At 71.1% G+C, this 12,987-nt stretch carries 7 protein-coding genes and 1 pseudogene; 4 read left to right on the forward strand and 4 right to left on the reverse strand.

Annotated features, from left to right (window positions below; genetic code table 11):
- Positions 1 to 13: 13 nt before the first annotated feature.
- The 4 genes and pseudogenes from ACIHAR_RS14490 to ACIHAR_RS14505 all read left to right on the forward strand — a co-directional run.
- A complete protein-coding gene (locus ACIHAR_RS14490) occupies positions 14 to 778 on the forward strand; it encodes a DeoR/GlpR family DNA-binding transcription regulator (protein ID WP_365458129.1) in 765 nt (254 codons plus the stop codon).
- Positions 775 to 2,112 (forward strand): 6-phospho-beta-glucosidase, encoded by a 1,338-nt coding sequence (locus ACIHAR_RS14495; RefSeq protein WP_365458132.1) that lies wholly within the window; start codon positions 775 to 777, stop codon positions 2,110 to 2,112. The genes ACIHAR_RS14490 and ACIHAR_RS14495 overlap by 4 nt, the downstream gene beginning before the upstream one ends.
- Before the next feature lie 34 nt (positions 2,113 to 2,146).
- On the forward strand, positions 2,147 to 5,200 hold the full coding sequence (locus ACIHAR_RS14500) for a glycoside hydrolase family 38 C-terminal domain-containing protein (protein ID WP_365458135.1): 3,054 nt from the start codon (positions 2,147 to 2,149) through the stop codon (positions 5,198 to 5,200).
- Positions 5,201 to 5,203: 3 nt separating this feature from the next.
- Positions 5,204 to 5,578 (forward strand): annotated as a pseudogene (locus tag ACIHAR_RS14505) (alpha-L-fucosidase); the annotation flags it as partial.
- 201 nt (positions 5,579 to 5,779) lie between these two features.
- On the opposite strand, the gene ACIHAR_RS14510 reads toward ACIHAR_RS14505, so the two are convergent.
- The 4 genes from ACIHAR_RS14510 to ACIHAR_RS14525 all read right to left on the reverse strand — a co-directional run bounded on the left by ACIHAR_RS14510 (position 5,780) and on the right by ACIHAR_RS14525 (position 12,984).
- A complete protein-coding gene (locus tag ACIHAR_RS14510) occupies positions 5,780 to 9,352 on the reverse strand; it encodes a GH32 C-terminal domain-containing protein (RefSeq protein WP_400019499.1) in 3,573 nt (1,190 codons plus the stop codon).
- A gap of 85 nt (positions 9,353 to 9,437) precedes the next feature.
- A complete protein-coding gene (locus tag ACIHAR_RS14515) occupies positions 9,438 to 10,982 on the reverse strand; it encodes a glycoside hydrolase family 32 protein (RefSeq protein WP_400019501.1) in 1,545 nt (514 codons plus the stop codon).
- A complete protein-coding gene (locus ACIHAR_RS14520; RefSeq protein ID WP_400019503.1) occupies positions 10,979 to 12,022 on the reverse strand; it encodes an ATP-binding cassette domain-containing protein in 1,044 nt (347 codons plus the stop codon). Before ACIHAR_RS14520 ends, ACIHAR_RS14515 begins: the two co-directional genes overlap by 4 nt.
- The gene (locus ACIHAR_RS14525; RefSeq protein ID WP_400019505.1) at positions 12,019 to 12,984 is read right to left on the reverse strand and encodes an ABC transporter ATP-binding protein; all 966 of its coding nucleotides are present in this window, start codon (positions 12,982 to 12,984) and stop codon (positions 12,019 to 12,021) included. The genes ACIHAR_RS14520 and ACIHAR_RS14525 overlap by 4 nt, the downstream gene beginning before the upstream one ends.
- Positions 12,985 to 12,987 lie beyond the last annotated feature (3 nt).

Genomic DNA, 12,987 nt, shown 5'->3' on the forward strand with positions numbered 1-12,987 from the left:
TAGTGTTCATGGCGTGCTGGCAGAACGACGACACCAACTCATCCTGCGCGCCCTGCGCTCCGGTGGCCCCGCGGCCGTGACCGACCTCTCGGAGCAACTGGGCGTCAGCCCCGCCACGATCCGGCGTGACCTGGTCAAACTCGAGGAGGAGGGCCTGCTCACCCGTGTCCACGGCGGCGCCGTCGTCGAGGAGGGCGACCAGCCCTTCGCCGAGGTCGCCGAGGTCCGCGTCGGGCAGAAGGACGCCATAGCCGCGCGCGCGGCGGCGATGATCGAGGACGGCCAGTCGGTGCTGCTCGACATCGGCACCACCGCCTACCGGCTCGCCCGCAGGCTGCACGGCCGCCGCCTCACCGTGATCACCAGCAACCTCGTGGTCTACGAGGAACTCGCCGACGACGAGGGCGTCGAACTGGTGCTGCTCGGCGGCATGGTCCGCCGCGAGTACCGCTCCCTGGTCGGCTTCCTCACCGAGGACAACCTGCGCCAACTGCACGCCGACTGGCTCTTCCTCGGCACCAGCGGGGTGCGGCCGGGCGGGCAGGTGATGGACACGACGGTCGTCGAGGTGCCGGTCAAACGCGCCATGATCAAGGCGAGCGACAAGGTCGTCCTGCTCGCGGACGCGGCGAAGTTCCCGGGTACGGGCATGGCGAGGGTCTGCGGTCCCGAGGACCTGGACGTGGTGGTGACCGACGCGCCGGTGGACGCGGCGACCCGGTCCTCCCTGGAGGAGGCGGGCGTCGAAGTGGTCATGGCAGGAGAGGTGCAAGCGTGAGACTGACGATTCTGGGCGGCGGCGGGTTCCGGGTGCCGCTGGTGTACGGGGCGCTCCTCGGGGACCGGGGGGAGGGGCGGGTGACCGAGGTCGTGCTGCACGATCTGGACGCCGGCCGACTGTATGCGGTCGCCCGTGTACTGGCTGAACAGGCGGCCGGCGTCTCCGACGCTCCCCTCGTGACGACCACGACCGACCTCGACGAGGCGCTGCGCGGCGCCGACTTCGTCTTCTCCGCCATCCGCGTAGGCGGCCTGGAGGGCAGGGCGAACGACGAGCGGGTGGCCCTCGACGAGGGCGTCCTCGGCCAGGAGACCGTCGGCGCGGGAGGCATCGCCTACGGTCTGCGGACGGTTCCCGTCGCCGTCGACATCGCCCGCCGCGCCGCCCGTCTCGCCCCGGACGCCTGGGTCATCAACTTCACCAACCCGGCCGGCCTCGTCACCGAGGCCATGTCCCGGCACCTCGGCGACCGCGTCATCGGCATCTGCGACTCCCCGGTCGGCCTCGGCCGCCGTATCGCCCGCGTGCTCGGCGTCAGTCCGCACGACGCCTTCGTCGACTACGTCGGCCTGAACCACCTCGGCTGGGTGCGCGGCCTGCGCGTGGCCGGCCGCGACGAACTCCCGCGCCTGCTCGCCGACCCCAACCTGCTCGGCTCCTTCGAGGAGGGCAAGCTCTTCGGCGCCGACTGGCTGCAGTCGCTCGGCGCGATCCCCAACGAGTACCTGCACTACTACTACTTCAACCGCGAGGCCGTCCGCGCCTACCGGGACGCCGAGAAGACCCGCGGCGCCTTCCTGCGGGAGCAGCAGGCCCACTTCTACGAGGAGATGCGCGACCCCGACGCGGCGGCCCTGACCGCCTGGGACCGCACCCGTGCCGAGCGCGAGGCCACCTACATGGCCGAGAACCGGGAGACGGCCGGCGCGGGGGAACGCCACGCCGACGACCTCTCCGGCGGCTACGAGAAGGTGGCCCTCGCCCTGATGCGGGCCATCGCCCGCGACGAACGCACCACCCTGATCCTCAACGTCCGCAACAAGGGCACCCTCTCGGTGCTGGACTCCGAGGCCGTCATCGAGGTCCCCTGCCTGGTCGACGCCAACGGCGCGCACCCGGTGGCCGTGGCCCCGCTGCCCGGCCACGCCACCGGCCTGGTCTGCTCGGTGAAGGCGGTCGAGCGGGAGGTGCTGGCCGCCGCCGCGTCCGGCTCCCGCGCCGCGGCGGTGAAGGCCTTCGCGCTGCATCCGCTGGTCGACTCGGTGAACGTGGCCCGGCGGCTCGTCGAGGGCTACACCGCCGTGCATCCCGGCCTGCACTACCTTAAGTAAGCGCTTTCCCTCCGCTTCCTCCCCTGGAGACCCCATGCACGACGAACGCCGCCGGATCGAGGAGCGCGTCGAACGCGCCCACACCCAGCGCATCAAGCCCGCGATCTACGCGGCCACCGTCCCCTTCGAGGTCGAAGCGTGGCAGGCACCGGGGGAGCCGGTCTCCTTCGAGGAGGCCGCTGCCGCACGGTACGAGCCGTTCGCCATGGGAACCCCGTGGGGCCCGCCCTGGGGCACCACCTGGTTCCGGATGCGGGGGCAGGTGCCCGCCGACTGGACCGGGAAGCGGGTCGAGGCGGTCATCGACCTCGGCTTCGTGGGCGACTGGCCGGGCAACCAGGCGGAGGCGCTGGTCCACCTTCCCGACGGCCGGCCGCTGAAGGCGGTCAACCCGCTCAACCAGTACGTGCCGATCGCCAACCCGGCGACCGGCGGGGAACAGATCGACTACCTGGTCGAGGCGGCCTCCAACCCCGACATCCTGGCCGACGACTTCGCGGCACCGACACCGCTGGGCGATGTACTGACGGCAGGCGACCGCCCACTGTATACATTCCGCCGCGCCGACATCGCCGTCCTCGACGAGGAGGTGTGGCACCTCGACCTCGACCTCCAGGTCCTGCGCGAGCTCATGGTCCACCTCGGCGAGCACGAACCGCGCCGCCACGAGATCCTGCACGCCCTCGACCGGGCCATGGACGCCCTCGACCTGGACGACGTCTCCGGCAGCGCCTCCGCCGTCCGTGAGGTGCTCGCCTCCGTCCTCGCCCGGCCCGCGCACGCCAGCGCCCACACCATCTCCGGCGTCGGTCACGCCCACATCGACTCCGCCTGGCTGTGGCCCATCCGCGAGACCCGGCGCAAGACCTCCCGCACCTTCTCCAACGTCACCTCGCTCGCCGACGAGTACGACGACTTCATCTTCGCCTGCTCCCAGGCCCAGCAGTACGAGTGGGTGCGCGACCACTACCCGCACGTGTGGGCGCGCATCCAGGAGTCGGTGAAGAAGGGCCAGTGGGCGCCGGTCGGCGGCATGTGGGTCGAGGCCGACGGCAACCTGCCCGGCGGCGAGGCCATGGCCCGCCAGCTGATCCACGGCAAGCGGTTCTTCATCGAGCACTTCGGCATCGAGACCAAGGGCGTCTGGCTGCCCGACTCCTTCGGCTACACCGCCGCCTACCCGCAGCTCGCCAAGCTCGCCGGCAACGAGTGGTTCCTCACCCAGAAGATCTCCTGGAACCAGACCAACAGGTTCCCCCACCACACCTTCTGGTGGGAGGGCATCGACGGCACCCGCATCTTCACCCACTTCCCCCCGATCGACACCTACAACGCCCGCTTCAGCGGCGAGGAGATGGACCGCGCGGTGCGCAACTACGCGGAGAAGGGCGCCGGTACGCGCTCCCTCGCCCCCTTCGGCTGGGGCGACGGCGGCGGAGGCCCCACCCGCGAGATCATGGAACGCGCGCGCCGGCTCGCCGACCTGGAGGGCTCGCCCAGGGTCGTCGTCGAACACCCCGACGACTTCTTCGCCAAGGCCCGCGAGGAGTACCCGGACGCCCCGGTGTGGAACGGCGAGCTCTACCTGGAGCTCCACCGCGCCACGTACACCTCCCAGGCGCGCACCAAGCAGGGCAACCGGCGCAGCGAACACCGCCTCCGCGAGGCCGAGTTGTGGGCGACGACGGCCGCCCTGCACGCGCCGGGCTACACGTACCCGTACGAGAAGCTGGACCGCCTGTGGAAGACGGTGCTGCTCCACCAGTTCCACGACATCCTGCCGGGGTCGTCGATCGCCTGGGTGCACCGGGAGGCGGAGGCCGAGTACGCGCGCGTCGCCCGGGAGCTGGAGACGCTGACGGCCGAGGCGGTCACGGCGCTGGGCGGTGACGGACCGCGCGTGTTCAACACGAGCCCGTACGACCGCGCCGAGGTGGTCCGCACGGCCGAGGGCGCACCGGCGTACGTGGAGGTGCCCGCGAACGGCAGCGCGCCCCTCACCGACGCCGAGCCGCCGCAGCCGGTCACGGTCAGCGGCCGGGTCCTCGACAACGGTCTGGTGCGAGTACAGGTGGCCGACGACGGGACACTGTCCTCTGTATACGATCTTCGGGCGAACCGCGAGGTCCTCGCCGACCCCGGCAACCTCCTCCGCCTGCACACCGACCTCCCGAACCACTGGGACGCCTGGGACATCGACAAGCACTACAAGAACCGCTACACGGACCTGCTGCAAGCGGACGCGGTGACCGTCGTCGAGCAGAACCCCCTCGTCGGCGCGATCCGCGTCACGCGCTCCTTCGGCAAGGGCTCCACGATCACCCAGACGATCACTCTGCGCGCCGGCAGCCCCCGCGTCGACATCGAGACCGACATCGACTGGCACGAGACGGAGAAGATCCTCAAGGCGGCCTTCCCGGTGGACATCCGGGCCCCGCACTCCTCCGCCGAGATCCAGTTCGGCCACGTCCAGCGTCCCACCCACACCAACACCAGCTGGGAGGCGGCCCGCTTCGAGGTCTCCGGCCACCGCTGGGTGCACATCGGCGAACCCGGCTACGGCGTCGCCGTCCTCAACGACTCGACGTACGGCCACGACGTCTCCCGCACGGTCCGCGAGGACGGCGGCACCACGACCACGGTCCGCCTCAGCCTGGTCCGCGCCCCGCGCATCCCCGACCCGGAGGCCGACCAGGGCAGGCACCGCTTCACCTACGCCCTCCTGCCCGGCGCGAGCATCGAGGATGCGGTCGCCGAGGGCTACTCCCTCAACCTCCCGCTGCGCGTGGCGGACGCGGCGGGCGCGCCCGCGCCGGTCGTCTCCGTGGACGGCGAGGGCGTCACCGTGGAGGCGGTGAAGCTCGCCGACGACGAGTCCGGTGACGTGGTGGTGCGGTTGTACGAGTGCCGCGGCGGCCGCGCCCGGGGCGTGCTGCGCACCGGGTTCCCGCTCGCCGGCGCCCAGGTGACCGACCTGCTCGAACGGCCGCTCGAGGACGCCGGCACCGACGGCAGCGGCGCAGTCCCGGTCACGCTGCGGCCGTTCCAGGTCCTGACGCTCCGCCTGAGGCGGGCGGAGGCTCACTGACCCATGGCGATGCAACCCTGGTTCACCGACGCCAAGTTGGGCATCTTCGTCCACTGGGGCATCTACGCCGTCGACGGCGTCCCGGAGTCCTGGTCGTTCTACGACGGCATCGTCCCCCACGACCGGTACATGTCCCAGCTCGAACGCTTCACGGGCGCCCGTTACGACCCCCGCGAGTGGGCCGCGCTGTTCGCCCGCGCGGGCGCCAGGTACGCCGTCCTGACCAGCCGCCACCACGACGGCGTCGCCCTGTGGGACACCGCGTACGGCGACCTCGACGTGGGCCGCGACCTCCTGTCCGGCTACGCCGACGCCCTGCGCGAGCAGGGCCTCAAGGTCGGCCTCTACTACTCGCACTCCGACTGGAGCGAAAGCGACGGGTTCGTGGATTCCCGGAGGGCTGTGACCGGGAACCCGAGGGTATCCGGACATCAGTCGCGGACATGGACGATGGGTTCCGCTCGATCGTGGTTGTGCTTGGACCGCGAAGATTGCCGCTCCAGCTTGCAGAGGCTCCGCCCTCGAATACTCGAGGGCGGAGCCTCCGCGGTTACAGTTGCCGGTCGGCCTGACCGGGGGTCACAGTTCCTTGGCGTACGTGTCCTGGTATGCCGCTCTCCCTCCGAACACGTTGAGGCCGATGTGGCCGCTCGCATACGTCGTGTCTGTTACGTCGATGATCCGGGTGCCGTTGAGGAACACCTGGATGCGGTTGCCCTCGGTGAGGACGCGGACGGGGTAGGTCGTGCCGCGGCGGACTAGGGCCGGGACGCGGGCGAGGGCTTTGGCGTCGTCGAAGTAGCCGTCGGTCTTGGCGACCAGGCGGATCACGCGTAGGTCGGGGTCGATGTTGAGGCAGTAGGCGTCGGTGCCGTCGGAGGAGGCGCGCCAGAGGAGGGAGAGGGCGCCGCCGGTGTCCGGGTCGGGGCTGCCGAGGCGGACCAGGGTGGTGAAGTCGACGTCCGTCAGCGTCCGTGCGGACATGGCGTTGGAGTCCTTGTCGAAGGTTCCGGCGTGGCCTGCGCCGTCCGTCGACCAGTGGCCGGCTGGCGTGATGGTCAGCTTGCCGAGGTCAGAGCGGAATTCACCGCCGGTCGGGGCAGCTACCGGTGGCTTTACCCGGTCCACCAGGCGGTAGGTGCTGTCCAGCTGGTGCACCTTGAGTGACTCGATGTGGGCGGTGCCCCCCTTGGCGTAGAAGGCCATGCCGTCAGCCTCCGGGGCTGGGAAGATCAGGCTTGTCACGGCTGCCTGTCCGTCCGCACCGAATGCCTCGACCGACGACGAGTCCACGTACACGCGCAGGGTCACGCGTCCGTCGGTCGCCTTCATCGGCGCGGTCGTACGGCCCGAGAAGTACTGCGTGAAGTCGCTCAGTCCCGATGCCGACCGGTCCACGAAGAGCTGGTTCGCCTCGGCGTCGTATCCGACGGTCGTGTGCTGGTGGTCGTCCGCGCGGAGCCGGAAGCCGATCTCCGTGGCGGTGCCGAGGGTGATCTCAGCCTCGACCTCATAGGCGATGCTCCTGACGCCCGCGAGCGGGTTCGCTGAGCCGGGGGTCACGGAGAGGTCCTTGCGGGTCGTCGCGGACGTGCGCAGAGCCGTCAATTCCTGGACCGTGCGCTGCACCAGGCGCACGCCGTCAGCGGTGTCCGTGAGGGTCAGTTCGCGGGGGATGCTCAGCTGGCCGTTCCAGGCGCCGGTCGGTGCGCTGAACGGGTAGTCCCAGTTGCTCATCCAGCCGAGCCAGACGCGGCGGTCGTCGGGCAGGCCGTAGAAGGACATCGCGGCGTAGTAGTCGCGGCCGGAGTCGGCGCGCAGGACGGTGCCGGCCTTCTGGTCGGGGGCGAAGGACGCGCCGTTCCAGTCACCGGTGAAGTACTGGGCGGCCGAGCCGTTCGTGGCGCGTACGGCACCCGTGCTCAGGGTGAGGACCCACTTCACCTTGTCCTTGTCGCCGTCGACCGGGAGCGGGAAGAAGTCGGGGCACTCCCAGACGCCCGGCGTGGCCCAGTCGCCGTAGCCGAAGGAGCTGACGTGGGTCCAGGTGAGGAGGTCGGTGGAGGTGAAGAAGCGGATGTGGTCGCCGCCGGAGACCACCATCAGCCACTGGTCGTGGGCCTCGTCACGGATGACCTTGGGGTCACGGAAGGTCCAGCCGGCGTCCGGGCCTCCGGGGTTCTGTACGGCGGGTTCGGAGCTCTCATGCCAGTGCCAGGAGCGGCCCTTGTCCTTGCTGTACGCGATGCGCACGCTCGCGTTGCCGCCCGGCTTGTCCGGGTGGTAGCTGGTGTAGTAGGCGATCATGCCCGGCCTGCCGTCGAAGAGACCGGAGGTGTCGTCGGTGTCGACGACCGCGCAGCCGGTCCAGCAGTGGCCGTACTCGTTCCAGGGGAGGGCGATGGGCAGGGGCTGCCAGTGGATCACGTCGGTGCTGACCGCGTGCGCCCAGCGGCCCTCGTCCTGGTGGAAGAGGTGGTACTCGCCGTCGTGGTACAGCAGGCCGCAGGGGTCGCTGGTACGGCCGGTGAGTTGGGAGTAGTGGTACGTGGGGCGGTAGGGCTCGGTGAAGTAGTCGGCCGTGCTTTTGGCCTGCACGTTCTGGAAGTACGACGTGCCGTGCGCGGCCCTGATGCCGACCGCGCCGCTCGTGGTGCGGGGCACGCGGGTCTTGAGCACCCGTACGCCGTCCACGTACACCTCGACGGTCCTCCCCGTCGCGTGTGCCTCCACTCGGTAGGTGCGTCCGGCGGTGAGGCGGCGGACCGGTGCGGCGACCGTGGTGAGGTTTGCGCCGGAGGTGCGGTCGATCAGGCTGACGGTGCTGCGGGTGGTGTCGAGGCGTGCCTCGTAGCCGCCGGAGCCGTTCGCGGACGCGCGCAGGACGAGGCCGGCGGAGGCCGACGTGCCGCCCGGGGTGATGTCGGCCCGTACCACCAGGTCGCCGTTCGTGAAGGGGGCGGTGCGCAGGCCGCCTTCGCCTCGGATGCCGCGCAGGTCGGGGGTCCAGGTGCCGGATCTCGCCGTCCATCCCTGGACGTCCGAGACGAGGTCGGGGGCGGCGAGGCTGTCGAAGGAGGCCGCGCCGCCGGACACCAGGACGCCGAGCCGGCCCGACGCGTGGGTGGAGTCCCGGGCGGTGATGGCGGGGGCGTAGCCGTCGGGTGAGAGGAAGTTCGTCTGCCAGTGGACCCGCAGGTCGTTGCCCTCGGCCTCGATGCGCAGCCGGTAGACGGCACCTGCCTTGATGGTGGTGTCGTACGTGCCGAGGGTGACGTTCCCGTCGAGGCGCAGCAGCCTCAGCCGACCCTGTGCGGGGTCGACCTGGACGCCGTAGCCGCGGGTGGCCGTGGCGTTGGCGCGCACGAGAAGGGTGGCGACGGCTGATGCGTCGTGGAGCATGAGGTCGGCCTGGAGCGCGGTGTCGTACGCCTGGGTCGTGGTGATGGCGCGGGCGGTGGCTCCCTGGGACGGGGTCGCGCGCCAGCCGAGCGGTGTCGCCGTCCAGGTGCCGCCTGCCGTGGTCCAGCCGGTGAGGTTGGTGGTGATCGCGGAGAGGGAGGGCTGGCCGAAGGTGACGGTGCCGCCCTGGGCGAGCAGGCCCACCGAGCCGGAGTCGTGGCGGTGGTCCTCGGTGCGCAGGAGTCGCTTGCCGTCGACGTACACCGTCAACTCCGCGCCGTCCACGGCCACTTCCAGGTCGTAGGACTTGCCTGTGCGGGCGCCCGGCAGTGACGCCGTGGCGATCGTGTCCCCGCTCGCCAGGTCGTAGAGCCGGATGCGGTCGCGGCCGGGGTCGAGGGCGGCCGCGTATCCGGTCGTTCCGTCCAGGGCGGCCCGGAACACCAACGCGCCCACGGACGAGGTGGATTGGGGTGTCATGCGGGCCGCGTACGTGCCCTTGGCCGCGAGTTGCTGCTCGGACAGGGCGAGGGCGGGGTCGTGGCGGTCGGCGGTCGCCTTCTGGCCGCCGTCGGCGGTACGGGTCCAGGTACCGGTCACGGGGAGGGGGTCCGGAATCGGGGTGGGGGCGGGGGCTGTTCCGGCGGCGCTCGGGGTGGCGGCCTGGGCTGCGGGGAGGATGCCTCCGAGGGGCAGCAGGGTGGCGGCGGTGCCTCCTGCGAGCAGGAGGGTACGGCGGGACACGCTCATGGCGGCTCCTGAGGGAGAGCTGGGAAGGGTGGGCCACGGCCCGGGGGGACGTCCACCCCCCGGGCCGTGGTCGTGGGTAAGGCCGTCACGGCCACAGCGGCCGGGGCCCTTCTGCGAAGGCCGACGTCATCTGCCAGGCGTCGAACCGCTCCAGGGTCACGTCGCCGTCGGCACCGATGCCGACGCCTACGGCTTCGTCGGGGCGGGTGGGGTAGATGCGGGCGGTCAGGGGCCGCCCGTTCGCGAAGATCTCCAGTGCGGAGTGGTCGACGAGGACACGCAGGTCCAGAAGGCCGTCGTCGTCCAACGGAAGCTCGCCGTACCGGGGTTCGGCGTCGACCGTCGGGTCGAGGCTGCTGGCCTCGCGGTGCAGGCGGAGGGTGCCGCCCGCGCCGTCGTGTGTCCTGCTCACCTCCACGACCGTGCGCTCCGCGCCGTCCGGTGTCTCGCGGACCACGAGCCGGGCGGTCGCTCCGGGGGCAAGGCGCAGGGTGGTCTCGATGTCGAGTTGGTCGCCTCGCACCGGGTGCAGCCGGGTGTACGGGCCGGTGAGCGGGCCCGGCGCCACCTCTACGCGCTCCCGCCGCAGCAGGGTCAGTTCAGGCGCCGGGGCCTGGTGCAGGCTGCCGTCGGCGCCCAGCGTGACGACCCTCGGCAGGGACATCACGCCGCACCAGCCGGCCTGCGCGTTCGCCTCGTCCGTGCGGCCTTCCTGGAGCCAGCCGAACATGATGCGGCGGCCGTGCTCGTCGCAGGTGGACTGGGGCGCGTAGAAGTAGCGGCCGCCGTAGTCGAGGCGGTGCAGAGCGGTCGGGGTGAAGGTGTCGCCGCTGTAGCGGCCGGTCCAGTACAGGGGGTGGTGGGTGGTGCCCTCGTCCCAGGCGGAGAAGACCAGCACATCGGTGCTGTCAGCCTCCTCGTCCTTGCCGAGCCGGAAGAGGTCGACGCACTCCCACATCGTGCCGGTCCAGTCGAGCTCGCCCCGGTTCTGCGAGGCGTCGCCGGTCAGCAGCGGGCCGACGTACCGCCAGGTGCGCAGGTCGTCCGACTCGTACAGGAAGGCCGTTCCGCCGACGCCCCGGATGCCCGAGCCCACCAGCTGCCGCCACACCGCGTCTTCACCGGAGCCCTCCCGCCAGACACAGTGGTCGCGGAATGCGGTGATGTCGACGCCCTGGGGCGGGGCGGTGATGACCGGGTTGGCCTGGTCCTTCGTCCAGTACCTCAGGTCCGCCGATCCCCGTGCCACACACGGCAGTTCACGCTCCCCGTGCCGACCGGAGTAGACGAGTGTGGGTACGCCGCCGTCGTCGACGAGCACGCCGGACCAGCAGCCGTCGCGGTCGGGGCCGTCGGCGCCGGGGACGAGGGCGACCGGCTCGTCGCTCCAGTGGACGAGGTCGGTGCTGGTGGCGTGGCCCCAGTGGATGCGGTGGTGGGCCGCGGCAAGCGGGTTGTACTGGTAGAAGAGGTGGTAGACGCCGTCCCAGTGGGACAGCCCGTTGGGGTCGTTGAGCCAGCCACCGGGCGAAGTGAAGTGGAAGCGGGGGCGGTGGGGGTCGCGCAGGGCGCGCTCGGCCAGCCCCTCGGCGACGGGAGCGCCGGAGGGGAGGGTGAGGTCGTGGGTCATGCGGCGGTGGTCTCCGCTTTCTCGGTGTCGTCGGTGGCCTCGCCGTCGGGCCGGTCGGTGGCCTTGAGGACGCGGCGGGCGATGTCGGAGGCGGGTGCACGCAGATGGCAGCGCACCCAGTGGGGCTGTCCGTCGTCCTCGCCGACGATGTGGCGGACAGGGTCGGTGCGGCTGCACGTGCCGTCGTCGCCGTACGGGCAGGACGTGGGGTTGAGGATTTCCTCGCGCAGCCGGGCGCGCTCGACCGGGTCGTAGCTCCCGGCCCGCTCCGGGTCGGGAACGGCGGACAGCAGCAGACGGGTGTAGGGGTGGGCGGGGGCGTCCATCACCGCCAGGGCATCGCCGCCCTCGACCAGTTCGCCGGCGAACATGACCATCGTGGTGTCCGCGAGGTAGCGCGCGGAGCCCAGGTCGTGCGTGATGTAGAGCATGGCGATGTCCCGCTCGTCGCGCAGGCGCCGCATCAGGTTGAGCACGCCGACACGCACGGAGACATCCAGCATGGACGTCGGTTCGTCGGCCAGGATCAGGCGCGGCTCCACGGCCAGGGCGCGGGCGATCGCGACGCGCTGACGCTGGCCGCCGGAGAGCTCGTGCGGGTACGACTGCAACATGTCCTCGGTCAGGCCGACCGTCGCCATCAGCTCCCGCAGCGCCTCGGGTGTGGCCGCGTGGCCGTGCAGGACGAGGGCCCGGGTGAGGAAGTGCTCGATGCGGTGCACGGGGTTGAGCGAGCCGAAGGGGTCCTGGAACACCATCTGGACCTTGCGGCGGTACGCCCGTGACGCCCGGCGCCGCTCGCGGCGCAGGACGTCCTCGCCGTCCAGCAGCACCTGCCCGGCGGAGGGCTGTTCGAGGCGGGCCAGGCAGCGGGCGATGGTGGACTTACCGCTGCCGGACTCGCCGACCAGGGCAGTGATCCGGCCGGCAGGCAGGTCGAAGGACACGTCGTTGACGGCCCGGACGCGGCGCCGGGAGAAGACGGTGCCGACCTGGAAGTCCTTGGTCAGACCGCGCACGGACAGCAGGGGTTCGGTCATCGGGAGGCTCCTTCCGGACTGCGGGCCTCACTGCGGGCCACCCAGCGGCCGGGCGCGACCTCCCGCAGGTCGGGGATGTTCATGGAGCAGTCCGAGCGGTCCTCGGGGCAGCAGACGTGGAAGCCGCAACTGTCGGCGGTGCGCGGGGCGTCGAAGAGGCCGGTGAGTTCGCGGCGCGGGCCCGTCAGCGGCGGAAAGGCGTTCATCAGCGCCTCCGTGTACGGGTGCAGCGGCTTGGCGAACAGCTCCTTGGCGTCGGCGAGTTCGACGATCCGTCCGCCGTACATCACGCCCATGCGGTCCGACAGCTCGACCATCAGGGACATGTCGTGGGTGATGAAGAGGATGGAGAAGCCGAGTTCCCGCTGGAGGTCGCGGATCTGCGCCATGATCTCCTGCTGCACGACGACATCGAGCGCGGTGGTCGGCTCGTCCATGATCAGCAGCCGGGGGCGCAGAGCGACGGCCATGGCGATGACCACGCGCTGGCGCATACCGCCGGAGAGCTGGTGCGGGTATGCCTTCAGCCGGCCCGGGTCGATACCTACCAGCTGAAGCAGCTCGCCCGCCTTCTCCCGCGCGGCCCGCTTCTTCATCCGCTCGTGGGTGGTGAAGATGTCGACGATCTGCTCACCGATGGTGAGGACGGGGTTGAGGGAGTTCATCGCCGACTGGAAGACCATGGCGATCTGCCGCCACCGGAAGGCACGCAGCTCCCGTGCCTCCAGGGCCAGGACGTCCCCGCCCTGGAAGCGGATGCTGCCCGCGGTGATCTCCGCCGGTGGCTTCAGCAGCCGCATCACGGCGTTGGCGATGGTGGACTTGCCGCAGCCGGACTCTCCGGCGAGGCCGAAGACCTCTCCGGCGCCGATGGAGAAGGAGACATTGTCGGCGCCCACGACGGTGCGTCCGTCGCCGCGGTATTCGACACGCAGGCCGCTCACCTCAAGTACGGGTTTCAAGGC

Source organism: Streptomyces sp. NPDC052016, from assembly GCF_044548445.1.
Classification (GTDB): domain Bacteria; phylum Actinomycetota; class Actinomycetes; order Streptomycetales; family Streptomycetaceae; genus Streptomyces.